General features: G+C 73.2%; 20 protein-coding genes and 1 tRNA gene. 14 read left to right on the top strand and 7 right to left on the bottom strand.

What is annotated here, in order from left to right:
• Window positions 1-7: 7 nt before the first annotated feature.
• The 3 genes from BXY45_RS14375 to otsA form a co-directional block, all read right to left on the bottom strand.
• Complete coding sequence (locus BXY45_RS14375) at window positions 8-1,081, bottom strand: ABC transporter ATP-binding protein (protein ID WP_109775204.1); 1,074 nt, start codon at window positions 1,079-1,081, stop codon at window positions 8-10.
• Window positions 1,082-1,248: 167 nt separating this feature from the next.
• On the bottom strand, window positions 1,249-2,025 hold the full coding sequence (gene otsB, locus BXY45_RS14380) for a trehalose-phosphatase (RefSeq protein WP_109775205.1): 777 nt from the start codon (window positions 2,023-2,025) through the stop codon (window positions 1,249-1,251).
• The gene (otsA, locus tag BXY45_RS14385) at window positions 2,022-3,500 is read right to left on the bottom strand and encodes an alpha,alpha-trehalose-phosphate synthase (UDP-forming) (protein WP_245961830.1); all 1,479 of its coding nucleotides are present in this window, start codon (window positions 3,498-3,500) and stop codon (window positions 2,022-2,024) included. The genes otsB and otsA overlap by 4 nt, the downstream gene beginning before the upstream one ends.
• A gap of 162 nt (window positions 3,501-3,662) precedes the next feature.
• Here otsA and BXY45_RS14390 point away from each other — a divergent pair, with 162 nt between their 5' ends.
• From BXY45_RS14390 to BXY45_RS14405, 4 genes are all read left to right on the top strand, one after another.
• On the top strand, window positions 3,663-5,591 hold the full coding sequence (locus BXY45_RS14390; protein WP_109775206.1) for a serine/threonine-protein kinase: 1,929 nt from the start codon (window positions 3,663-3,665) through the stop codon (window positions 5,589-5,591).
• Between the two features lie 108 nt (window positions 5,592-5,699).
• Entirely contained in the window at window positions 5,700-6,476 is a 777-nt protein-coding gene (locus BXY45_RS14395; RefSeq protein ID WP_109775207.1) for a DsbA family protein, read from the top strand.
• Window positions 6,476-7,177, top strand: coding sequence for a vitamin K epoxide reductase family protein (locus BXY45_RS14400; protein WP_172601953.1), 702 nt, complete (start codon window positions 6,476-6,478; stop codon window positions 7,175-7,177). The genes BXY45_RS14395 and BXY45_RS14400 overlap by 1 nt, the downstream gene beginning before the upstream one ends.
• Window positions 7,178-7,372: 195 nt before the next feature.
• On the top strand, window positions 7,373-8,626 hold the full coding sequence (locus BXY45_RS14405) for an MFS transporter (RefSeq protein ID WP_170131526.1): 1,254 nt from the start codon (window positions 7,373-7,375) through the stop codon (window positions 8,624-8,626).
• A gap of 27 nt (window positions 8,627-8,653) precedes the next feature.
• Here BXY45_RS14405 and BXY45_RS14410 read toward each other — a convergent pair whose 3' ends face one another.
• Both BXY45_RS14410 and BXY45_RS14415 read right to left on the bottom strand, forming a co-directional pair.
• On the bottom strand, window positions 8,654-9,403 hold the full coding sequence (locus tag BXY45_RS14410) for a ThuA domain-containing protein (protein ID WP_109775209.1): 750 nt from the start codon (window positions 9,401-9,403) through the stop codon (window positions 8,654-8,656).
• Window positions 9,400-10,485 carry a Gfo/Idh/MocA family protein gene (locus tag BXY45_RS14415; protein WP_170131527.1) on the bottom strand — a complete coding sequence of 362 codons (1,086 nt, stop codon included), beginning with the start codon at window positions 10,483-10,485 and terminating at the stop codon, window positions 9,400-9,402. The genes BXY45_RS14410 and BXY45_RS14415 overlap by 4 nt, the downstream gene beginning before the upstream one ends.
• Before the next feature lie 101 nt (window positions 10,486-10,586).
• Here BXY45_RS14415 and BXY45_RS14420 point away from each other — a divergent pair.
• The 5 genes from BXY45_RS14420 (at window position 10,587) to BXY45_RS14435 (ending at window position 13,162) form a co-directional block, all read left to right on the top strand.
• Window positions 10,587-10,659: transfer RNA gene (locus BXY45_RS14420), tRNA-Thr, on the top strand.
• A 36-nt stretch (window positions 10,660-10,695) separates the two neighbouring features.
• Window positions 10,696-11,019, top strand: a complete 324-nt coding sequence (locus tag BXY45_RS14425; protein WP_109775211.1) for a putative quinol monooxygenase — start codon at window positions 10,696-10,698, stop codon at window positions 11,017-11,019.
• 34 nt (window positions 11,020-11,053) lie between these two features.
• Window positions 11,054-11,893 (top strand): ribokinase, encoded by an 840-nt coding sequence (locus BXY45_RS14430; RefSeq protein ID WP_109775212.1) that lies wholly within the window; start codon window positions 11,054-11,056, stop codon window positions 11,891-11,893.
• Between the two features lie 10 nt (window positions 11,894-11,903).
• A complete protein-coding gene (locus BXY45_RS23350; protein ID WP_170131528.1) occupies window positions 11,904-12,077 on the top strand; it encodes a hypothetical protein in 174 nt (57 codons plus the stop codon).
• Between the two features lie 80 nt (window positions 12,078-12,157).
• On the top strand, window positions 12,158-13,162 hold the full coding sequence (locus BXY45_RS14435; protein ID WP_109775213.1) for a sugar phosphate isomerase/epimerase family protein: 1,005 nt from the start codon (window positions 12,158-12,160) through the stop codon (window positions 13,160-13,162).
• A 35-nt stretch (window positions 13,163-13,197) separates the two neighbouring features.
• On the opposite strand, the gene BXY45_RS14440 is transcribed toward BXY45_RS14435, so the two are convergent.
• Window positions 13,198-13,521: a GNAT family N-acetyltransferase gene (locus BXY45_RS14440; protein ID WP_170131529.1), complete on the bottom strand. Its 324-nt coding sequence runs from the start codon at window positions 13,519-13,521 to the stop codon at window positions 13,198-13,200.
• Window positions 13,522-13,654: 133 nt separating this feature from the next.
• On the opposite strand from BXY45_RS14440, the gene BXY45_RS14445 reads away from it, so the two are divergent.
• The 4 genes from BXY45_RS14445 to BXY45_RS14455 are packed head-to-tail and all read left to right on the top strand — an operon-like array spanning window position 13,655 to window position 18,440.
• Window positions 13,655-15,373 carry an NAD(P)/FAD-dependent oxidoreductase gene (locus tag BXY45_RS14445; protein ID WP_245961831.1) on the top strand — a complete coding sequence of 573 codons (1,719 nt, stop codon included), beginning with the start codon at window positions 13,655-13,657 and terminating at the stop codon, window positions 15,371-15,373.
• 7 nt (window positions 15,374-15,380) lie between these two features.
• Entirely contained in the window at window positions 15,381-16,934 is a 1,554-nt protein-coding gene (locus BXY45_RS14450; RefSeq protein ID WP_245961832.1) for a sensor histidine kinase, read from the top strand.
• Window positions 16,924-17,523: a hypothetical protein gene (locus BXY45_RS22930; RefSeq protein ID WP_146211216.1), complete on the top strand. Its 600-nt coding sequence runs from the start codon at window positions 16,924-16,926 to the stop codon at window positions 17,521-17,523. Before BXY45_RS14450 ends, BXY45_RS22930 begins: the two co-directional genes overlap by 11 nt.
• On the top strand, window positions 17,490-18,440 hold the full coding sequence (locus tag BXY45_RS14455) for a tetratricopeptide repeat protein (RefSeq protein WP_146211217.1): 951 nt from the start codon (window positions 17,490-17,492) through the stop codon (window positions 18,438-18,440). Before BXY45_RS22930 ends, BXY45_RS14455 begins: the two co-directional genes overlap by 34 nt.
• A gap of 28 nt (window positions 18,441-18,468) precedes the next feature.
• Here the strand turns inward: BXY45_RS14455 and BXY45_RS14460 are convergent, their stop codons facing one another.
• Window positions 18,469-20,721 carry a SpoIIE family protein phosphatase gene (locus BXY45_RS14460; RefSeq protein WP_177524092.1) on the bottom strand — a complete coding sequence of 751 codons (2,253 nt, stop codon included), beginning with the start codon at window positions 20,719-20,721 and terminating at the stop codon, window positions 18,469-18,471.
• Window positions 20,722-20,856: 135 nt separating this feature from the next.
• Here BXY45_RS14460 and BXY45_RS14465 point away from each other — a divergent pair, with 135 nt between their 5' ends.
• Window positions 20,857-23,208, top strand: a complete 2,352-nt coding sequence (locus tag BXY45_RS14465) for a heavy metal translocating P-type ATPase (protein WP_211319583.1) — start codon at window positions 20,857-20,859, stop codon at window positions 23,206-23,208.
• The last annotated feature ends 297 nt before the right edge of the window (window positions 23,209-23,505 follow it).

The raw sequence follows: 23,505 nt of genomic DNA on the forward strand, positions 1-23,505 counted from the left end.
GGTCGGCTCAGTCGCCGATGCGCAGTCCGTCCTTGGAGGAGAACAGGTGGATGTGGTTGGCCTTGGGCACCACGCGCACCGTGGAACCGGCCTGGGGAGGACGGCGACCGTCGACACGGGCGATGATCTGCTGCTCCGAGGAGCCCAGCTTCGCGCGGCCGTACAGGTAGGCGTCGGCGCCGAGCTCCTCGACGACGTCCACCTCGACGGGCAGGCCGTCCTCGGATAGGTCGAGGTCCTCGGGACGCACACCCAGGGTCACGGTCGAGCCGGTCTCGGAGAGCGTGTCGCGGGGCACCGGCACCGTGGTGGAGCCGAACTTCACGCCGCCGTCGACGACGTCGAGGTTGAGCAGGTTCATGGCGGGGGAGCCGATGAAGCCGGCCACGAAGACGTTGTTCGGGTGGTCGTACATGCGACGGGGGCTGTCGACCTGCTGGAGCAGACCGTCCTTGAGGACTGCCACGCGGTCACCCATCGTCATGGCCTCGACCTGGTCGTGGGTGACGTAGACGGTGGTGACGCCAAGGCGGCGCTGCAGCTGGGCGATCTGGGTGCGGGTCTGCACGCGCAGCTTCGCGTCGAGGTTCGACAGCGGCTCGTCCATGAGGAACACCTGCGGCTGGCGCACGATCGCGCGGCCCATGGCCACGCGCTGGCGCTGACCGCCGGAGAGCGCCTTCGGCTTGCGCTCGAGGTACTGGGTGAGGTCGAGGATCTTCGCGGCCTCGGCGACGCGGGTCTTGATCTCGTCCTTCTTCACACCGGCGATCTTCAGGGCGAAGCCCATGTTGTCGGCCACCGTCATGTGGGGGTACAGCGCGTAGTTCTGGAACACCATCGCGATGTCCCGGTCCTTGGGCTGCACGTCGGTGACGTCGCGGTCCCCGATGAGGATGCGACCTGCGTTGACGTCCTCCAGGCCGGCGAGCATGCGCAGCGACGTCGACTTGCCGCAGCCCGACGGGCCGACGAGCACGAGGAACTCGCCGTCGGCGATCTCCAGGTTCAGCTTGTCGACCGCGGGGCGCTCGCCGCCCGGGTACAGGCGCGTCGCGTTGTCGTAGACCACAGTGGCCATGAGAAAGAGTCCTCCCACCGGCAGGAACGTGCCGGACGATCCGAGTGAGGGACTTCGAACGACCGTCGGTGGCCGTGCGAAGGGCTACCGGCGACTGGTGCGGACGCCGATGTCCGAGGCACATCCTGCACTACGAAAAGCCCTCGCGATACCCCTGACCTCCGAAGTCACACTCTGAAAACGTTCTCAAGGTGGTGGAGAACCGCCGAAACGTCCGCGGGGGTGCCCACGCGGAACTCTGCCGCGGTGTCGCCGTCACCGACCTTGATCCCTACGTCACCGGCGGCCGGGTCCAGCACGCGGAAGGCGTTCTCGTCGGTGACGTCGTCTCCGGCGTAGAGCACGGCCGGGCGGCCCCCGGTGCGTTCACCTAGGCGGTCCCGCAGGGCCACCAGGGCGCTGCCCTTGTCGGCCTCGACCACGCTCAGCTCGACGACCTCCTTGCCCCGCAGCGCGAGCACGCCGTCCCAGCGTCCCGGCCCCTCCTCCACAGCGCGGCTCGCGTCCGCGGCGACGTCGCGAGCGGCCGTGCGGGTGTGCAGCACCGCCCCGGCGGGCTTGAGCTCCAGGGACGTCCCCGGGTGGGTCTCGACGACGGCGCGTACGGCGTCCACCACACGGGCCAGCAGCGCGCGCTGCGCCGGGTCGAGGTCGGTGGGTGCGCCGTCGCCCTCGGCGCCGTGGCTGGCCACGAGCAGCGCACCAGCGGGGGGGCCGCTCACCTGGCGCAGCGAGTCCATGGCGCGTCCGCTGACCAGCGCCACGGCCACGCCGTCCAGTGCGCCCAGTGCCGCCAGCGCTTCGGCGCTGGCGGGCAGGGCTCTCGCGGCCGAGGGCTCGTCGACGATGGGGGCCAGCACGCCGTCGAAGTCGCAGGCCACCAGCACCGACGGTGCTCCGGCCAGCGCGTCCAGCGCGGCGCGCAGGTCGCCGGGGATGCTCATCGGTCGCCCGCCAGCTCGACGGTGGGCTCGGCTGTGGCCGCCTGCTCCGCCTCAGAAACGGTGGTTCCCGACCCGCTGCCGGTGTCCAGGGCGCTGAGGAACGCCTCGGCCCAGCGAGTGACGTCGTGGGTGCGTACCCGGCGCCGCAGCTGGCGCATCCGGCGTGCCTGCTCCTTGTCCGGCATCTCCAGCGCCTGGACCATCGTGCGCTTGAGCCCGACGATGTCGTGCGGGTTGACCAGCAGCGCACCGGTCAGCTCGTCGGCGGCGCCGGTGAACTCGCTGAGCACCAGCACGCCCCGCTCGTCCAGCCGCGAGGCCGCGTACTCCTTGGCCACGAGGTTCATACCGTCCCGCAGTGCAGTGACGAGCATGACGTCGGCGGCCTGGTAGAGCGCCGACATCTCCTCGCGGGGCTGGTTGTGGTGCAGGTAGTGCACCGCGGCGCGCCCGATGGTGCCGTGCTCGCCGTTGATGCGCCCGACCGCCAGCTCGATCTCGTCGCGCAGCTGGCGGTAGCTGTCCACGCGCTCGCGGCTCGGGGTGGCGACCTGCACCAGGACGGTGTCCTCGGGGTCGACGACGCCGTCGTCGAGCAGCTCCCCGTAGGCCTTGAGCCGGTGCATGATCCCCTTGGTGTAGTCGAGCCTGTCGACCCCCAGGAGCAGCTTGCGGGGCGCCCCGAGCTCGAAGCGCACCTCGGCCACCCGCGACTGCACCGACGGGCGTGCGGCCAGCTCCTCGAACGCCGGGGTGTCGATGGAGATGGGGAACGCCGCCGCGTGCACCTCGCGGGTGCCCCCGCGGCCGTCGGCCACCTGCAGGCGGTGCCGCCTGCTGTCGATGCCGAGGAGACGGCGGCACACCCGCAGGAAGTTGTTCGCGTCGGACTGGCGTTGGAATCCCACGAGGTCCGCCCCCAGCAGCCCCTCGATCACCTGACGGCGCCAGGGCATCTGCGCGAAGAGCTCGTACGGCGGGAACGGGATGTGGTTGAAGAAGCCGATGCGCAGGTCGGGCCGCAGCTCGCGCAGCACGGCGGGCACCAGCTGGAGCTGGTAGTCCTGCACCCACACCGTCGCGCCTTCGGAGGCCTGGGCGGCAGCCGCCTCGGCGAAGCGCCGGTTCACCCGGACGTACGCCTCCCACCAGGCACGGTGGTAGGTGGGCACGGCGATGACGTCGTGGTAGAGCGGCCAGAGGGTGTCGTTGGAGAACCCCTCGTAGTAGGTGCTGACCTCCTCCTCGGAGAGCGGCACCGGCACCAGGTGCATGTCGTCGCCCTCGAAGGGGGCGGGTGCCTCGCCGGCGTCACCGCTCCACCCCACCCACGCGCCCTCGGCGCGGCGCATCACGGGCTCCAGCGCGGTGACCAGACCTCCCGGCGACGTGCGCCAGGTGACGCTTCCGTCGTCGGCTACCACGCGGTCCACGGGGAGGCGGTTGGCCACCACCACGAAGTCGTACTCGCCCACGCCCTGCGGCACTCGGCGTCAACTCCCAGCTCGTCCGAGGGCGCCCTCGGTCCGGGGTCGGCCCGATCAGACCCTAGGGGGACCGCCGGTGCGGCGCGACACCTCGGCCCCTCCGACCCTTGGCGGACGACGGCACGGCCGTCCTCCGCGTACCGTGGCCGGGTGGACGCCAGGACCTCGGGCCCGGGGCGGCCCTCCGCCGCCGCGAGCGGTCCAGCGACCCCGTCGGTCATCGGTCGCCTCGGCCCTTACCGGCTCCTGCAGCTCATCGGCGGGGGCGGCATGGGCGTGGTGCACCTCGGGCTCGACCCGGCCGGGCGCGCCGTCGCCATCAAGGTGCTCCGCCCGCACGTCGCCGCCGACCCGTCCGCACGCAGCCGCCTGGCCCGAGAGGTCGATGCCCTGCAGCGTGTCCGCTCGCCGCGGGTGGCAGAGGTGCTCGACGCCGATCCCGACGCCGAGCAGCCCTACGTCGTCACGGAGTTCGTGCCCGCCCCGCCGCTCGACGTCCTCGTGGAGCGGGAGGGACCGATGGCTGGCGCAGCACTGGGCCGCCTCGGTCTCGGACTGGGAGACGCCCTGGCGGCCATCCACCACGCCGGTGTCGTCCACCGTGACCTCAAGCCCGGCAACGTGCTCGTGGCGGACGGCGATCCGGTGGTCATCGACTTCGGCATCGCCCAGGTCGCCGACGACGTCAGGCTGACCAGCGCGGGCCTGGTCATGGGCACGCCGGGCTACCTCGCACCGGAGGTGCTCGACGGCGCACCGCCCACCACCTCCGGTGACTGGTGGGGCTGGGCTGCCACGGTCGCGTTCGCCGCGACGGGCCGCCCACCCTTCGGCACCGGCCCGTCCGAGGCGGTGCTCTCCCGGGTGCGGCGCGGCGCCGCCGACCTCACTGGGGCCCCGGCTACCCTCGTCGACCTGCTGGCCGCCGCCCTGGCCCCCGATCCGGCCGACCGTCCGCCGCCGCGCCGCCTGCGCCAGTCGGTGCAGGCGCTGATGGAGGGCGGCGCCGACTCCTGGCCGCTGGCCCGCACACCCTCTGCCGCTGCGCCCACGGCGGCGGTGCCGTCACGACGGCCGAAGGCGCCGGCGGCGGCCACGGCGGCGCTGCCCGAGGCCGCCCCGCCCCTGCCGGGAGCGCCGCCCGAGGCCGCTCCGGTGCCATGGCCCGAGCCGCCCCTGCGCTCGGCGACAGCTGCCGAGGCCGCGACCGAGGCCCTGGGCGCCGTCCCTCCCGCGGGGCAGGAAGCGCAGGACGGCGGCACGCGGGTGCTGCCCGCCGAGCCGCCGCCGAGCGCGCCCAGTCCGCCGTCCTCGAACCGGTTCCGCGACGCCACCGAGGTCGTCCCCGCTCCGGTGCCCGCCCCTGCGCGGGCGCCGCTCCCGGCGTCCGGCACTCTCCAGCCCTCGGGCGCCGGCGAGTACTTCCCGCCGGCGGGCTACGAACGCCCCGCGCCCCCCTCGCCGTACGTGCCCGTGGGGGCGCCCGGGGACGACGACGGCGGACGGCCCGCGACGAGCGCCGTCCTCCTGCTCCTCCTGCTCGTGGCGGGAGCGCTGGGGGCGGTGGCGCCGCTGGTGGCAGCGATGGGCGTCGGCGTGGCCGTGGTCCTGGCCCGCACGGTCGACAGAGCCGTGGCTGCCATGGTCCGGCGCCGCTACGAGCGAGGCCCGCGCTCCTCGGACGGCGCGGTGGTGGCCTTCGCGCTACCCGGCCAGCTGCTGCTGTCCGCGTTGGCCTCCGTACCCGCCCTGCTGCTGCCCGCGGCGATGGCCGTGAGCACCGCGTTCCTCGTGGGGTGGGCGATCGCGCCGCAGAGCACCCCCGTGCCCGGCCAGGCGCTGCCCCTCGCGGCTGCGGTGCTCGTGGGCACCGTCACCGCCTGGTGGGGACCGGGCAGCCGTACGGTGCGCCGCGGCTCGCGCACGGCGGTGCGCGGAGCCCTGCCGCGGCGGCGGGGCAGCCTCGTGGCGGTGGCTGTGCTGGCGCTCGTGCTGCTCGCGTGCGTCATCGTCGTCGTGAACAGCGGCGGCACACCGGACTGGGCGCCGCTGAGCACACCCCCACCCGGCTTGGGCTGAAGGTCCCGACCCCGACGGACGCAGGTCTTGCCGCGGCCGCGCACCAAGGGTCCTCCCAGCTAGCGCTCGTACCCTGGCGAGCCGAGAGGACACTCTGGAGGAAGCCCCGTGCCCGACCGGCCCACCACGAAGGACGCCCGCCGCGAGGCCGCGCGCGAGAAGGCCCGCCAGCTGCGCGAGGCGGAGGCCCGAAAGAAGCGTCGCAACCGCGTGCTGGCCATCTCGGCCGCAGCGGTCGCGCTGGTCCTGGTCATCGGTGTCGCTGCGATCGTCATCACGAGAGCCACCGCCGACAAGCCGGTGGTGCAGCCACCGGGTGTCACCGGCGACGGCGGCATCGTGCTCGGCAACGCGTCGGCGCCACACACGGTGACGATCTTCGAGGACTACCAGTGCCCGGCCTGCAAGGCCTATGAACCGACGGTCGTGCCCTGGCTCGACCAGCAGGTCCAGGCCGGCACCATCAAGCTCGAGTTCAGGCCACTGATCTTCCTGGACCGGCGCTTCGGGGGCGACTACTCCCTGCGCGCCGCCAACGCCGCGTTCTGCCTGGCGGGCCAGTCCGGCGTCGACTTCGTGAAGTTCAACGAGGCCATGTACGAGGCACAGCCGGAGGAAGGCACGGGCGGCCTCACCGACAGCAAGATCGTCTCTATCGCTCAGGGAGCTGGCGGAGACATCGGCACCTGCATCGCCGCGGGCACGTACGAAGGGTTCGCCCAGAAGGTCGACGCTGCGGCGTTCGCCCTCACGGACGCCCAGGGCGCCAAGGTGGTCAGTGGCACCCCGACGGTCCTCGTCGACGGCAAGCTGCTCACCGGTGACGGCGGCCAGGGTGTGCCGAGCCAGCAGCAGATCGCCGCCGCCGTCGGGATCACGGGCTGATGAGCACCCGCGGCGGCGTGCGGCCTCCGGCGGCGCGGTCGTCGTCGGCCTCGGTCCAGGAGGACGACGACGGCGGGGCGCTCCCGCCGCAGGGCCACCTCTCCGCCGACCCGGTCCCGCCGAGGCGCCTGGGCCTGCTGCTGACCATCGGTGGCGTGATCGGGTTTCTCGCGGCGTTCACGTTGACCGTGGAGCGGATCAAGCTGCTCGCGGACCCGAGCGGCTACAAGCCCTCCTGCGACATCAACCCCTTCATCTCGTGCGGCTCGGTGATGGTCACCTGGCAGGCGCGGTTGTTCGGCTTCCCGAACCCCCTCATCGGCATCGCGGCCTTCGCCGTCGCTGTGACTCTTGGTGTCCTGCTGCTGTCGGGTACCCCGCTTCCGCGCTGGGTCCGGGTGGGATGGCAGGTAGGCATCACGCTGGGCTTCGTCTTCGTCTGCTGGCTGATGACGCAGAGCCTCTACTCCATCAAGGCCCTGTGCCCATGGTGCATGGTCGCGTGGGCTGCGGTCATCCCCATGTTCTGGACCACCACGGTCGACTCCCTCGATCGTGGCCTCGTCCCCGTTCCCCGCGGGGCTCGCCGGGCCGTCGCCACGCTCGTCGAATACCGCCTGCTGCTCTCCGTCTTCACGGGCCTGGTGGTCGTCGTCCTCATCGCCCAGGCCTTCTGGAGCCAGTGGCTCTCCCTCGTCTGAGGATCGACGACGGAATCGGGGTCCCTGGCGACGAAGCACCGGCGATCCGCCACGCGAGCGGCCCAGCGATGCAGGGAATCAGCAGCGCCCGTCTGGCACTGTAGAGAGCGTCGACTCGCGTCCCGGGTCGGCCCACCGCCGGGGTGCTGACCCGGCCGCGGCGCCCGTCGGCGCCTGTTCGTGAACGGAACGTCGTTGTCTCTCGCTGTCTACCGCCGCGTGCTCGCACGCCGCGGGGTCCCCGCCGTCATCCTCATCGGGCTCTTCGCGCGCATCCCGATCACCGCCGCGCCCGTGGTGCTCACCCTCCACGTGGTGCTCGACCTCGGCCACGGGTACGGCCTCGCGGGTCTGCTGGGCGCTGCCTTCGCCGTGGGCGCTGCGGTCGGTGCACCGCTGGTGGGCCGCGCCGTCGACAGGGTGGGGCTGCGCCCCGTCGTCGTCGTGACGACCGTCGCCTCCACCGCCTTCTGGGCGGTCGCGCCGCACCTGCAGTACTCGACGCTGCTGCCCGCTGCTCTGGTCGCGGGCGTGCTGTCACTGCCGGTGTTCTCCGTGACACGCCAGGCGCTGGCGGCGTTGCTCACCCCTGAGCAGCGACGTCCCGGCTTCTCGCTGGACTCGATGGCGGTGGAGCTGAGCTTCGCCGTGGGCCCGGCCGCGGGGATCGCGCTCTACACCGCCACGACGGCCGTCACCACGCTGACCGCCATCGCCGGTCTTGTCCTCGCGGCGGGTGCCGCCCTCTTCGTGCTCAACCCGCCGGTGCGTGACGCTGAACTCACCCGCGAGCTCACCCGGACCGTCGCGGAGGGCGAGCGCGCAGAGCGCCCGCGCCTGCGCAACTGGCTGACTCGCCCGGTCGCTGCGCTCCTGCTGGTCACCGCGGCCGCAACGGTCACGGTGAGCGGCACCGACACCGCGCTCTCGGCCGTCATGACGTCCTGGAACGCCGTGCCCCACCTCGGGCTCGTCTTCGTCATCTGGTGCTTCGCCTCGCTCGCCGGTGGCTTCGTGTTCGGCGCGCTGCAGCGCCGTCCGTCGCCGCTCGTCGTGCTCCTGCTGCTGGCGGTCACCGCCCTGCCCGTCTCCCTGGCGGGCAGCTGGCCTGCGTTGGCGCTGCTCATCGTGCCGACGGGCCTGTTCTGCGCCCCCCTCATGGCCGGGACGGCGGAGGCCCTCACGCACGCCACGCCCGCCAGTGCGCGCGGGCTCGTGCTCGGCGTGCACGCCTCGGCGCTGACGCTGGGCGACGCCGTCGGTGCCCCGCTCACCGGGGTAGCTGTCGACGCCTTCGGCGCGCAGTGGGGCTTCGCCACGATCGGCCTCGCCGGTCTGGCGCTCGCGGCGCTCGCGCTGGTCGTCGGTGGGTGGCGTGTGCCGGCGGCAGCCGCGCTCCCGCCGGCCGCCTCGTCGTCGTCCCCCGAGATCGCAGCCCTCAGCCACTGAAGCCCGCGCGAGGAGCGGGCGGCGGCCTCAGAAGCGGCGAGGCGGGTGGGTGCACCCCAGCTGCTCTTCCGTGAGCCGCGTCGCCTCGGGACGGTGCGCCCACACGACGGCATTGGCCAGCACCCGGCGCACGTCCGGGTGCTGGTAGACCGGGTACTCCTGGTCGCCGGGGGAGAAGTAGAAGACCCGCCCCTGCCCGCGCTGGTAGGTGACCCCCGACCGGAACACCTCGCCCCCGGCGAAGCTGGACAGGAACACCACCTCGTCGGGGTGGGGGATCCCGAACGGCTCCCCGTACATCTCCTGCTTCTCGATGACGATCGGGTTCGGCACGCCCCGGGCGATCGGGTGCGACGGGTCGGTGGTCCACACGAGCTCGCGCTCGCCCTCGTTGCGCCACGCCAGCGAGCACGTCGTGCCGAGCAGCCGCGTGAAGATCTTCGAGTAGTGGGCCGAGTGCAGCCCGATGAAACCCATCCCGGCCAGCACGTGTCGATGCACGCGGGCCACCACCTCATCGCTGACCTGCTCGTGTGCTGCGTGCCCCCACCAGAGCAGCACGTCGGTGCCGGCCAGCACCTCCTCGGTGAGCCCGTGGTCGGGCTGCGAGGCCAGGGTCGCGGTGCGGACGACGGCGAGCTCCCCGAGGTGCTCGGAGATGCCAGCAGCGATGGCCCCGTGCATGCCCTCGGGGTAGATCTGCCCGATCCACTCCGGGTGCTGGCGTGACTCGTGCACGCCCTCGTTCCAGACGGTGACCCTGATCGCCTCACTCACAGCACGACCTCCCGGTTCTGACGCGCCGAGGCGTAGCACGCGTCGATGACACGGGCGCGGTCCAGCGCCAGCGACCCGTCATGGTCCTTCCACGCGGAAGGGTCGCCGCGGACGACGCCGACGAACGCGTCGACCACCGCCGCGTGGCCCCGCCCAGGTCGCACCGGCACCGTCCGGTCCGCGGCCTCGCCGTCGGCCGTGAGCGGGCTGTCGGTAAAGACCCGCAGGTCACCCACGGGTGCCGGTGCTCCGCGGACCACGAGCTCGGCGCCGCCGTCGGTGCCGGTGACGGTCATGCCGAGCTGGTCCTCGGTCTCCCGGAACATCGCCCACGAGGTCTCCAGTTGCAGCAGCCCGCCGCCCTCCAGCCGCAGGAAAGCGTGCGCGAGGTCCTCGACCTCGTACGCGGACGCCGCACCGGTCAGCGACTTGCTCCCGCCGCGGCTGCCCCCCAACCCGCGCGGACCTAGCTCGGAGAACGTCACCGCGCTGGCGGCCACCACGCGCGGCTCCCCGAGCACGTGGAGCGCCCAGTCGAGGCAGTGGACACCGATGTCCACCAGAGGTCCGCCCCCGGAGGCCTCCGCGTTGGTGAACCAGCTGCCGAGCATGGGGATGCCCCGGCGCCGCAGCCACCACGCCCGGGCCGCGTACGGCCTGCCCAGCTCGCCGGAGGCCACCAGCTGCCGCAGCGCCTGCACGTCACCGCGCTGCCGGTGGTTGAACACCACGTCCAGCACCCGCCCGGCGGTGCGCGCCGCCTCGACCATCGTGGCGGCCTCGGGCGCGTCGCGGGCGATCGGTTTCTCGCACAGCACGTGCAGGCCCCGCTGGAGGGCGGCGACGGCGATCGGCGCGTGCAGCGCCGTCGGTACGGCGATGCTCACGGCCTGCAGGCCCTCGACGTCGAGGAGGTCCTGCCAGCGGGCCACGAGGTGCCGCGCCCCGTGCGCCGTCCCGAGGGAGGCGAGCAGGTCCGCCTCCAGGCCCGCGAGGGCCACCACCTGGACGTCGGGCCGCGCCGCGTACGCCTCGAGGTGCTGCTGCCCGGCCCAGCCGAGCCCCACGACGCCGACCTTCACGACTCCTTCGTCTGGCACGGGCTCCGGTCTACCAGCCACGTCCCACGATCGGCGACCGCGCGCCTTACTGTGGGGGTGACGCGCCCGCACCTGGCGCGCCGGCCAGCATGGCGCAACTGGTAGCGCACCCGACTTGTAATCGGGCGGTTGCGGGTTCAAGTCCCGCTGCTGGCTCTCCTACCCGACGCCGTCGTCCCGAGGAGCGCACCCGTGATCTTCATCGCCGTCAAGTGGCGCATCAAGCCCGAGCACGCCGACAGCTGGCTCGAGACGGTGGCCGACTTCACCGCGGCGACGCGGGCCGAGCCTAAGAACCTCTTCTTCGACTGGTCCCGCAGCGTCGACGACCCGACGGAGTACGTGCTGCTGGAGGCCTTCACCGACGACGGCGCTGGCCCGCACGTCACCAGCGACCACTTCCAGCACGCCATGAGCACCCTGGGCGCCTACGTCGCGGAGCGCCCGCAGATCGTGAACTTCCAGCTCGACCAGGACGACTGGTCGCGCCTGGGCGAGCTGCAGCTGGACGACTGATCGGCGGCTGGCGTCCACACCTAGGCTCGCGGCCGTGAGCAAGGTGGTCGTGCTGGGGTCGGTCAATCTCGATCTGCACCTGCAGGTCGAGCGCCATCCGCGCGGCGGCGAGACGCTGCTCGCGGGCGATCTCGAGCGCCGCTTCGGCGGCAAGGGCGGTAACCAGGCCGTCGCTTCCGCTGGGGCGGGCGCACCGACGTCACTGGTCGGCGCGGTGGGCGACGACGAGCCCGGCCGCGAGTACCGCCGCCGCCTGGAAGCGTTCGGCGTGGACGTGGCCGCCCTCCGCGAGGCGTCTGGGGTGGCCACCGGCACCGCGGTCATCTGCGTCGACGCCCGCGGTGAGAACACCATCGTCGTCGCCCCCGGGGCCAACCACCGGGTCACCCGCGACGACCTCGCTGCGCTCGACGGCCTCGCTCCGGGAGACGTGCTCCTGGCGCAGCTCGAGCTGCCGCTCGACGTCGTCGCCGAGGGGGTGCGCCGGGCCGTCGCCCGTGGCGCGCGCGTGGTCCTCAACCTGGCACCGTTCGCGCAGCTGCCTGCGGACGTACTCGCCCTGGCCGACCCCGTCGTCGTCAACGAGCACGAGGCCGAGCTTCTGCACGAGCAGTTGGGGGACGACGACGCTGCGCCGCCGTCCCTGCTCGTGACGCTCGGCGCCGCGGGATCGCGCTGGGGCGAGCTGGAGGTGCCGGGTCAGCCCGTCGCCCACGTCGTCGACACCACCGGAGCGGGTGACTCCTTCTGTGGGGTGCTCGCGGCACGCCTCGCGGCCGGTGACGACCGTCGCGCTGCGGTCGAGGCGGCCACCGCCGCGGCGGCGCTGACCGTCCAGCACGACGGCGCGCAGCCGCCCGCACCCCGCGGCTAGGCTCGCCGCCGTGTCGGCCACGCAGACCGTCAGGGCAACGACCGCGAGCCCGACGGGCCAGACCGCTGGCGAGACCAAGCTCGAGCACGACCTGCTGGGAGACCGCGAGGTCGACGCGGTCATGCGGCCCGAGGCGCTCATCCCCACCTTGCAGCGCCGCGCGGCCACCGTCCGCGACGTCTGAGCCCGCCCCAGGAGGGCGACCTACCGGCTGGTAGGTCCATGCTGGTGTCCCGTGCCCGCTGACGAGCAGGAGCTTCGACGATGACGCGACCGATCACGCTGTTCACCGGCCAGTGGGCCGACCTGCCCTTCACCGAGGTGGCCCGGCTCGCGGGCGAGTGGGGCTTCGACGGACTGGAGATCGCCTGCTGGGGAGACCACCTCGACCCGTACCGCGTGGTGGAGGAGGACGGCTACCTCGAGGAGAAGCAGCGGATCCTCGCCGAGAACGGCCTGCAGGTCTTCGCCATCTCCAACCACCTCACCGGCCAGGCGGTCTGCGACGACCCGATCGACGAGCGCCACGAGGACATGCTTTCTCCGCGCGTGTGGGGTGATGGAGACCCCGAGGGCGTGCGCCAGCGCGCCGCGGACGCGCTGAAGATGACGGCCCGCGCCGCCGCCGCGATGGGCGTGAAGACCGTCACCGGCTTCACCGGCTCCTCGATCTGGAAGTGCGTGGCGATGTTCCCGCCGCCTCCGGCCGGCATGATCGAGCGCGGCTACGAAGACTTCGCCCGCCGCTGGAACCCGATCATCGACGTCTTCGACGAGGTCGGCGTGCGCTTCGCGCTCGAAGTGCACCCCAGCGAGATCGCCTACGACTACTGGACAGCCAAGAAGACCCTCGAGGTGCTCGACCGGCCGGGCTTCGGGCTCAACTTCGACCCGTCGCACTTCATCTGGCAGGACCTCGACCCGGTGATGTTCCTGCAGGACTTCGCCGAGAAGATTTACCACGTCCACGTCAAGGAGTCGGTGCGGCACCTCGACGGCCGCAACGGCCGCCTCGGCTCGCACCTGCCGTGGGCCGACCCGCGCCGCGGATGGGACTTCGTCACCGCCGGCCACGGTCACGTCGAGTGGGAGCCGATCTTCCGCACCCTCAACGCCATCGGCTACACCGGTCCCACGAGCGTGGAGTGGGAGGACGCCGGCATGGACCGCCTCGTCGGTGCACCGCAAGCGCTGGCGATGGTCCGCGAGCTGGCGAAGATCTCCCCGCCGGCCGCTGCCTTCGACGCGGCCTTCTCCACGCGCCGCTGACCGGGCCGCTGGTCGGGCTGCGGTCGCGGCGGGGATCAGAGGGGCGCGATGTCCTCGAAGCCCTCGTGCGACTCCAGCCAGCGCCGCACGAAGGGGCAGACGGCGGCGACCTCGCGGCGCTCCTCGCGGGTGGTCTCGAGCGCGCTGCGCACGAGAACGCTCGCGAGGCCCCGCCCGCTGAAGATCTGACCGACCTCGGTATGCACGAACACCCGGCGGGCGCCGGTCTCGAAGTACTCCACGAAGCCTGCACGGCGCCCGCCGACGTCGAGGACGAAGCGGCGGCGCTCCGGCTCGTGGCGCACGCTGATGCGCTGCTCGGGGAGGGCGGTCTCGGCGGGTGCCGGCGCCGGGACCACCGGCGGCATGCTGGTTGCGACGGTTGGCCGGGTGACGGTCATGCCCTATGGTGATCCGCTCCCGCTCGCTCTGGGGCACGTGAAACGCACTCGTCACACGCCGGTTTCCGGCGGGGCGTGCGAGCCTTCCGCGGTGAGCGAGCCCGCCACCAGTCCTGCCGCGGCAGTGCGCCCCGCGATCCTCACCGTCGACGACGACCCGTCCGTCAGTCGCGCCGTGGCCCGTGACCTGCGGCGTCGCTACGGCGAGCGGTACCGCGTGGTCCGTGCGGAGTCCGGGCCGGTGGCGCTCGAGGCACTGCGCGATCTGGCCCTGCGCGGCCATCCGGTGGCCGTGCTCCTCGCCGACCACCGGATGCCAGGCATGTCCGGCATCGAGTTCCTCGAGCAGGCGATGGACCTGCACCCTGCGGCGCGGCGCGTGCTCCTTACCGCCTACGCCGACACCAGCGCAGCCATCGACGCCATCAACGTCGTCGACCTCGACCACTACCTCCTCAAGCCGTGGGACCCGCCGGAGGAGAAGCTCTACCCGGTGCTCGACGCGCTGCTGGAGGCGTGGCGCCGTGACCGTCGCGCCAGCGAGCGCGGGCGCCCCGAGGTGAAGGTGGTGGGAGACCGCTGGTCACCCGACTTCTTCACCCTGCGTGATTTCCTGGCCCGCAACCAGGTGCCCTACCGCTCCCTGCCCTCCGACGCCGCCGAGGCTGGGCTGCTGCTCGCCGCCACGGGCGCCGAGGGGCTGGCGCTGCCGGTGGTGGTCCTTCCCGACGGCGGGTGGTTGGAGCGCCCCACCGAGGCCCAGCTCGCCGCTGCCGTCGGTCTGCACACCGCCGCCGACGCCGACTTCTACGACCTCGTGGTGGTCGGCGGCGGGCCCGCCGGCCTCGGGGCGGCCGTGTACGGCGCATCCGAGGGCTTGCGCACCGTGCTCGTGGAGCGCAGCGCCACCGGCGGTCAGGCGGGGCAGAGCTCCCGCATCGAGAACTACCTCGGCTTCCCCGACGGCATCTCCGGCGCCCAGCTCACCGACCGCGCCCGCCGCCAGGTGGACAGGTTCGGCGTGGAGGTCCTCACCGCCTGCGACGCGGTGGCGCTGGAGACCGACGGGCCGGCGCGGACGGTGGTGCTCTCGGACGGCTCGCGGGTCTCCGGGCACGCCGTGCTGCTGGCCACCGGCGTCTCCTACCGCACGCTCGACGTGCCGGGCGTCGAGGCGCTCACCGGGGCGGGGGTCTACTACGGCTCCGCCCTCACCGAGGCCGCCGGCTGCGAGGGCGTCGACGTGCACGTCGTCGGTGGTGCCAACTCCGCCGGGCAGGCGGCGGTGTTCCTCGCGGGGCGCGCTCGGTCGGTGACGATCCTCGTCCGCGGCGCCGGGCTCGAGGCGACCATGTCGGCCTACCTCATCGACCAGATCGCGGCCCTGCCCAACGTCACCGTCCGCGCGGGCACGCAGGTGGTCGAGGTCCGGGGGGAGAACAGGCTCCAGCGCCTGGTGCTGGATACCCCGCGGGGGCGCGAGGAGGTGGCCTCCGACCGGCTCTTCGTGTTCATCGGCGCCGCTCCCCGCACCGACTGGCTCGAGGGCACGGCTGTGCGCGACGAGTACGGCTACGTCGTCGCCGGACCTGACCTGATGCGTGGGGGTGACCCGCCACCCGGCTGGGACCTCCAGCGCGATCCCTACCACCTCGAGGCCTCCGTCCCCGGGGTGTTCGTGGCCGGTGACGTGCGCTCCGGGTCGGTCAAGCGCGTCGCCTCCGCTGTCGGCGAGGGAGCGATGGCCGTGACACTCGTGCACCGCTACCTCGAGCAGACCTGGAACAGCGGTGACCTTCCCCGGCGCTGAGGACGGCGTGGACACCACCGTCGGTGAGCTGCGCTGCACGCCCGAGCTCCTGAGCACCCTGTTCCTCTTCGCCGATCTGACCGATGCACAGCGCACCTGGATCTGCGAGCGCAGCACCCTGCGACGCGTGGGGCCCGGTCCGCTGTTCACCCAGGGCGAGCCCGCTCGGCTGTTCTGGGTACTCGTCGAGGGCGAGGTCGTCACCAGCCGGCGGGTCGGCACCGACGACGTCGAGATCGCGCGCACTTCCCAGCGCGGTGTCTACATGGGCGCCACGCAGGCCTACCTGGGGGAGCACGCCGCCCCGACCTATGTCAACAGCGGCCGCACCACCCGCCCGAGCGTCGTGCTGGAGCTCGACGCCTCCGTCCTCGCGACGGTGCTGCGCGAGTGGTTCCCGATGGCCGCCCACCTGCTCGAGGGCCTCTACGAGGGCATGCGGACCAGTCAGCAGCGCGTCGCCGAGCGCGAGCGGCTCCTGGCCCTGGGGGCGCTGTCCGCGGGCCTCACGCACGAGCTCAACAACCCGGCCGCGGCGGCCGTGCGCGCCGTCGAGGCGCTGCGCGACCGGGTCGCCGCGATGCGCCACAAGCTCGAGTTCATCGGCAGCGGTCGCATGGAGCCGGCCACCATCTCCGCGCTCATCCGCTTCCAGGAGGAGGCGGTCCGCCGCGCTGCCAAGGCTCCTGCGCTGGGCCCCCTCGAGGCAGGCGAGCGCGAGGACGCCGTCGCCGACTGGCTCGACGACCACGGCCTCGCCGGCTCCTGGGACGTCGCCCCGGTCTTCGTGGCGGGCGGTATCGACGTTGACTGGCTCGACACCGTGGCTGCCGCAGCCCCCGAGGGATCGCTCCCGGGCGCCGTCGGGTGGTTGCGCTACACGGTAGAGACCGAGCTGCTCCTGGGTGAGATCGCCGAGTCGGCCACCCGCATCTCCCACCTGGTGGGCGCCGCCGCCCAGTACTCCCAGCTCGACAGGGCACCGTTCCGCGACGTCGACCTGCACGAGCTGCTCGACTCCACCCTGACCATGCTCAGCGGCAAGCTCGCCGGGGTGCGGGTCGTCAAGGAGTACGACAGGTCTCTGCCGCTGGTGCCCGCCTACGGCGCCGAGCTCAACCAGGTGTGGACCAACCTCGTGGTCAACGCCGTCGCGGCGATGGCCGAGCAGCCCGAGGGATCGCGCGAGCTCGTCGTGAGGACGCTGCGCTCCGGCGAGTGCGCCGTCGTCGAGGTGCAGGACTCCGGCACCGGTATCGCCCCGCAGGTCCTGGGTCGCATCTTCGAGCCGTTCTTCACCACCAAGCCCGTGGGTGAGGGAACCGGCCTGGGCCTGGACATCTCCTGGCGCATCGTCACCCACAAGCACCGGGGCAGCCTCACGGTTCGCTCCCGGCCGGGTCAGACGGTGTTCCGCGTGGAACTGCCGCTGGTGCCGGCTCCCACCGAGTCAGACGCACGAGCCGAGCCGGCCGAGCCGGCCGACCCCGTGCTGTCGTCCCGCGTGTCGCAACCGGTCGACGGGGCCAGCGGGCGAGATCCTCGGTGGGGTGAGGGGTGACCACCAGGAGCGTGAGCAGCGCAGGGCGGCCATGGCGGCCTGGCGGGCGATGCCCCGGGCGCGCCGTCGAGCTGTCATGACGGCCGCGCAGCGGGGCCTGCACTCCCAGGACGAGCAGGCGCTTGCCGTCGCCGTGGCGGTGGCCCGCTCGGCGCGGCGGTCCCCCGGAGACGTGTGGGCGCCCGGCGGGCACCGGGTGGTGAGCTCCTGGTCGGTGGCCGGAGGTGCCTGCGTGCTGGCGGTGGAGGCCGCGGTGTTCGCCGCCCTCGATGCCGTCCCGGCGTCACTGGCCGCCGGCGTGGGTGCCGTGGCGCTGGTGCTCCTCGTCGTGGCAGCCGTCCGCGGCCGCGCGGCCCGTCGCACCAGGACACTGCTGCTGCAGGCTCGTCCGGAGGTTTCGCCCGTGCCGTGGCGAGTACCCACTCCTCGCCGGGGGGACGGGCGCCACGTGGCGGGACCGAGGGATCTGCGCGACCTGCGCACTCCCTCCGCGGCGGCCCCGCTGACCCTGCTCCTGCCCCCCACGCCCGACGCCGGGCTTGGCACAGTACGGGCGTGGACGCGGACTCAGAGCACGACCGAGGCGTAGACGCTGCGGAGGCGGGGCGCTTCGAGGAGGCCGCCGAGGCCTTCGCCCGCGCCGTCGCACTCGGAGACCGCGACGCGCTCCTCGGTCTGGGCAACGCCCTGCTCGATCTGGGCCGCGATCAGGAGGCCGAGACGGCGTTCGCTCGTGCCGTGGACCAGGGTGACCCGCTCGCGGGTCTCAACCTCGGTATCGCCCGCGAGCGGCTGGAGGACTGGGCCGGCGCGGAGCGCGCCTACCAGGAGGCGCGCCGGGCGGGGGACCCGCGGGCACTGGTCTTCCTCGCGGACGTCTGGCGCTGGCACGGCGGCGAGCCGGGGGTGGGCGGCGGCGAGGACGACGCGCGCGACCTCCTGAGGACAGCGGCCGCCGCCGGCGACGCCGAGGCCGCCGCGGTGCTGGGCACGTGGATGTTCAGCGAGCTCACCCGCGGCTCCGCCGACCAGGGCGGCGGTGACGAGGCCGTCGCCGCGCTGCCGGTGGACAGCGAGGTGGAGCAGCTGCTGCGGGCGGGGGCTGGGTACGACGACGACGCCCGCGGCGACCTCGCCTGGCTGCTGCGCGTGCGGGGCGTGCGCCGCGGTGACCGGGCCGCGCACGCCGAGGCGCTGCAGCTGCTGCGTGCGGGCGCAGCGGCGGGAGACCCGACGAGCGCGATCCGCCTGTCGCTGGCGCTGGAGGAGGACCTGGGCGACCTCGACGGCGCCGAGGCCGTGCTCCGCGCCCTCGCCGAGGGGGGCGAGCCGCGGGCGTGGAACAACCTCGGTCTGCTGCTGGAGCGCCGCGGGCGGATCGTCGAGGCGCGCCGGGTGCTGTCCCGGGGTGTGCGGGCCGGTGATGTGCTGGCCGCGAAGAACCTGCGCTCGTTCCTCGTGCGGCACCACCCCGCGCAGGTGGCCGAGGGCACCGCGCCTCTCTGATGTCGATCGGCTGACGGCGCCTCTGGGGTCAGGCGGTCTGGACCCGCAGGGCGAGCACGGCGACGTCGTCGGCAGGGTGCTCGGGCAGCAGACGCAGAAGCAGGGCATCGACGAGCATTTCCAAGTCGAGTTCGTGCGCGTGCAGGTCGGCCAGCTCGTCCTGCAGGCGCCGCAGACCGCGGTCGAGCGGTTGCCCGCGCCGCTCGACGAGGCCGTCGGTGTAGAGCAGCACCGTGGTGCCTCGCGCCAGGGGCGTGCGCAGTTCCTGGCGGGGTGCGTCGGCCTTGACACCGAGCAGGAGGTCGGTGGTCTCGCTGGTCAGGGTGCCGACGGTGCCATCCGGGGCGACGACGACCGGCGGCGGGTGGCCGGCGTTGGACCACACGAGCTCGCCGTCCTCCCAGCGCGCCACGAGCGCGGTGGCGGTGGTGTCGAGGCGCAGCACGGACATGACGCGGTCCGTGCTGGCGACCACCGCGGCCGGGCCATCGTCGCCGGCTGCGCCGAGGGCGCGGACGATGGAGCGCAGCTGCGCCATGCCGGCGGCAGCCTGGGTGTCGTGACCCATGACGTCGCCGATGGTGAGCATGGTCGCGCCGCCGGGCTGGACGAAGACGTCGTAGAAGTCCCCGCCGACCTGCGCGGCCTCCGCAGCGGCTGCGTAGCGCACCGCAAGCTCCAGGCCGTGCGGTGTGGTCGGGCTGGTGAGCGTGAGCAGTGACCGTTGCAGGCCTGCGGCGAGGTCCCGCTGCTGGCGGTACAGCCGGGCGATGTCGAGAGCCAGGCCGGCGCGGATGGCGATGTCGGCCCCGAGGTCCAGCTGGCCCTGTGTCAGCGGGGTCCGGTCGGGTCCGGTGCCGACAGTGAGCAGCCCGACCGTGCGGTCGCGTCCGCGCAACGGGAAGGTCGCCACCGAGGACAACTCCATCTGCTCGAGGAGGTCCTGCGCCTCGCCGTGCATGAGCGGCGTGAGGGCCTCGGTGGGAGAGGTCCCGGTCTGCCCGGCGGGGGCGTCGTGCCGCGGCTCGCCGTCGATCAGCATGGAGTTCAGCACCTGCCGGCCGGCGGCGGTGAGGTGGCTGAGCCTGACCTTGCAGTAGGCCTCCAGCAGAGGTTGGAGTGCCGGATCGGTGTGGGCGCAGGCGACGTCGCGCAGGTCGCGACCCGACACGCTCGCCCCGGGCGGGTGGCCCCCCGGCGTGTCGAGGCGGACAGCGGTGCCGGACAGGTCCGGGGCGTCGTCGCCGACGATCGCGAGGATGGCGAAGTCGCCCAGGTGGGGCAGCACCAGGCCGGCCAGGCGGTGCATGGCCTGCTCGCCGTCGGTGGTCGAACTGAGCTGGCGCGTGACCTCGGCGAGCAGCGCCAGTCTCTGGCGGGCCTTCTCGGCCTCGGCGCGCGCGGCGCGCTCGGCGGCGAGGGCCCGGTCGCGTTCAGCGTCGGCGGCTACGCGCCCCGACACGTCGGTCTGGATGCCCACGATGTGGGTCACCCGACCCGATGCGTCGTGCACGGGGCTGAGCGCCAGCTGGTTCCAGAAGGCGGTGCCGTCCTTGCGGTAGTTGAGCAGCGTGGCGGTGATCGACTCGCGAGCGGCGATGGCCTCGCGCAGCTCGCGGCGGACCTCCGGGTCCGTTCCGGGACCCTGGAGGAAACGGCAGTTGCGCCCCACGGTCTCCTCGAAGGAGTACCCGGTGACCGCGGTGAAGGCGGGGTTGACCCACGCCAGCGCGCAGTCAGGGTCGTCGACGTCGGCCACCGTGAAGGACAGGCCGGTCGCCAGCACCGCGGACGAGCGCAGCGCGTCACCGCTCGCGCCGTCGCGGTGTGCGGCCACCGCACGTTCCTGCAAGGCCGTGCGGTCGCGCACGGGGAGCAGCACCACGAGCGCGTGGCCGGTGAGGTTGGGGGCGTCGTCGAGGGGCAGCGCCACCACCCACAGCGGCTCGCGGCGGCTGCCCAGGTCGCTGGAGCGAGCGGCGGAGACTCCCTGCCCGGCGACCGGCTCGAAGCGGGCCACCCGGGAGAGCGGGTGCTCCGTCTCGGACAGCGGGGCACCGTCGAGGTCGCGCAGGTCTGCCCGCCGCGACCACTCCTCGGTGCTCACGGGCAGTGGGAGGTCGGGGGCGACCTGCTCGGCCACGATGTTGGCGTAGACGACGCGCTGGGTGGACAGATCCACCATGAGGACGGCGGCGGGCGCGTCGGCCCGGACCTCGGCGACGCCGCCGAGCACCGAGAGGGACGTCCGCGCCCCATCCGCGCTCCTGGAGCCGCGCACCCCGACCTCCTGCTGCATTCCCCCTGGTCCCCGCACAGCCTGACAGCTGGAACGGGCTGTTGCGAGACGTCTCGGGCGCGGCATCGAGCGTCGCTCATCTCGCGTTCGGATACCCCCCGGGGGTACCTTGGTGGTGTGGGTCAGCAGCAGCACGCACACACGAGCACCACCGGGCCGGCGGCGAGCGGGTCGATCGACCCCGTCTGCGGGATGTCGGTCGACCCTGACGGTCCGCTCACCGCCGAGCGCGACGGGCAGCGCTACGCCTTCTGCTCCGAGCACTGCCGTTCCCGGTTCCTTGCCGGTGGCACCACCGAGGACGACGGCGCCGCGAACGCCCCCGACGATCCGAGCGCGATCTACACCTGCCCGATGCACCCCGAGGTGCGCCAGCAGGGGCCCGGCAGCTGCCCCGAGTGCGGCATGGCGCTCGAGCCACTGGAGGTCACCGCCGAGGCCGGCCCCAACCCCGAGCTGGCCGACATGACGCGCCGATTGTGGGTCGCCGCAGCGCTGGCGGCGCTCGTCGTCGTCCTCGAGATGGGCTCCCACCTCGTGCCGGCGCTGCACCGGCTCCTCCCTCCGGCCACCTCCGCGTGGGTGCAGCTGGTGCTCACCACGCCGGTGGTGCTGTGGGCCGGATGGCCCTTCCTGGAGCGAGGGTGGACGTCGGTGCGCACGCGCCGACTGAACATGTTCACCCTGATCGCGCTGGGTGTCGGCGTCGCCTGGCTCTACAGCGTCGTCGCGACGGTGGCGCCCGGTGTGTTTCCGCCCGAGCTGGCGGGGGAGGGCGGCCGTCCCGCCGTCTACTTCGAGCCGGCGGCCGTCATCGTGGCGCTCGTGCTCGTCGGGCAGGTGCTCGAGCTCAGGGCGCGCGAGCGCACGTCGGGCGCAGTGCGCGCCCTCCTGCGGCTGGCGCCGCCGACGGCGCTGCGGGTCACCCCGCGCACCGCCTGCGGTCACGGGGGTGAGGAGGTCGAGGTGCCGCTGGAGCAGGTGGCCGTCGGGGATCTGCTGCGCGTGCGCCCCGGCGAGCGGGTACCTGTCGACGGCGTCGTCGTCGAGGGCCGCTCCAGCGTCGACGAGTCGATGGTCACCGGTGAGCCGATGCCGGTCACCAAGGCCGAGGGCGACACCGTGGTCGGCGGCACGACGGCCTCCGGCGGCGGCTTCCTCATGCGCGCCGAGGGGGTGGGCCGCGACACCGTGCTGGCGCGCATCGTCGCGTCCGTCCAGGAGGCACAGCGATCCAAGGCGCCCGTCCAGCGCGTCGCCGACAGGGTCTCCGCTGTCTTCGTGCCCGTCGTCGTGCTGGTGGCCGTCGTCGCCTTCGCCGTGTGGGCGCTCGCGGGGCCCGAGCCGCGGCTACCGCACGCGCTCGTCGTCGCGGTATCGGTGCTGATCATCGCGTGCCCGTGCGCCTTGGGCCTGGCCACGCCCATGTCGATCGGCGTCGGGGTGGGGCGGGGGGCCCAGCTCGGCGTGCTCGTGCGCAGCGCCGAAGCGCTCGAGCGGCTGGAGCGTGTCGACGTCGTCGTTCTCGACAAGACCGGCACCCTCACGCAGGGCCGTCCCTCCGCCGAGCTCGTCGCGACCGAGTGCGCGTTCGACGCGGACGACGTGCTCCGTTGGGCCGCGGCCGCCGAGCGTGGCAGCGAGCACCCCCTGGCGCGGGCCGTCGAGGCCGCTGCGGTGGAGCGCGGGCTCACCGCGCCGGACTCCACCGAGTTCCGGGCCCCCGCCGGCCGCGGCGTGAGCGCGCTCGTCGAAGGCCGGCGGGTACTCGTGGGCAGCCCCGCGTTCTTGGCCGAGAGCGGCGTAGAGCGAGCCGGAGCCTTCGAGCGCGACGTCGCGGCGCTACGTGCCCGGGGCGGCACCGCGGTGCTCGTTGCTGTCGACGGCGACCCCGCCGGCCTGCTCGCCGTGACCGACCTCGTGCGGGAGAGCGCGCCCGCCGCCGTGGCTGCGCTGCGCGCAGAGGGGCTGGACGTCGTCATGCTCACCGGCGACGCACGCGCCACCGCGGTGGCTGTGGCGCACAGTCTCGGGATCGAGCGCGTCGAGGCGGAGGTGCGTCCTGAGGACAAGGCCGCGCTGGTGGCCGAGTTGCGTGCGCAGGGACGCGTGGTGGCGATGGTCGGCGACGGCGTCAACGACGCGCCCGCGCTCGCGGCGGCTGATGTGGGGATCGCCATGGGGTCAGGGACCGACGTGGCGGTCGAGGGGGCGGGGATCGTCCTGCTCCACAGCGACCTGCGCGCCCTGGTCCGCGCGCGTGCACTCTCGCGCGCCACCATGCGCAACATCCGCCAGAACCTCTGGTTTGCCTTCGCCTACAACGGGGCGGGAATCCCGCTTGCGGCTGGCGCCCTATACCCGCTGGTCGGCGTCCTGCTGTCCCCTGAGCTGGCTGCTGCGGCCATGGCCCTGAGCTCGGTCAGCGTGATCGGCAACGCCCTGCGCCTACGCCGGGCGTCACTCTGACGGCTGTGCCTGTCCCTCGCACGGGGCTGCGCCGGGCTCCCTGGTGTTTGTGCTGGTCAGGGGGGCGATTTGGTGTGGGGCTGGGGTGGGGGTAATGTTTCATCTCGCTTCCGGAGGGGAAGAGCGGCCCGGGGTCTTGTGCCTGGGGTTGAGCTTCGTTACTGTAGGGAAGTTGCCCCGAGGCGGTCGTGAGGCCGTGCGTGGTGTGTGTTCGTTTCTTGAGAACTCAACAGCGTGCCGAATGTCGATGCCAGCTTTATGTTGGCTCGAGTTGGATGTCAGATGACGTCTTTTTCG

The organism is Quadrisphaera granulorum (genome assembly GCF_003149145.1).
Lineage (GTDB): Bacteria > Actinomycetota > Actinomycetes > Actinomycetales > Quadrisphaeraceae > Quadrisphaera > Quadrisphaera granulorum.

Bases quoted from the DNA above. Each gene is read 5' to 3' on its own strand.
- BXY45_RS14375 (WP_109775204.1), bottom strand. From the start codon at position 1,081: ATGGCCACTGTGGTCTACGACAACGCGACGCGCCTGTACCCGGGCGGC.
- otsB (WP_109775205.1), bottom strand. From the start codon at position 2,025: ATGAGCATCCCCGGCGACCTGCGCGCCGCGCTGGACGCGCTGGCCGGA.
- BXY45_RS14400 (WP_172601953.1), top strand. From the start codon at position 6,476: ATGAGCACCCGCGGCGGCGTGCGGCCTCCGGCGGCGCGGTCGTCGTCG.
- BXY45_RS14435 (WP_109775213.1), top strand. From the start codon at position 12,158: ATGACGCGACCGATCACGCTGTTCACCGGCCAGTGGGCCGACCTGCCC.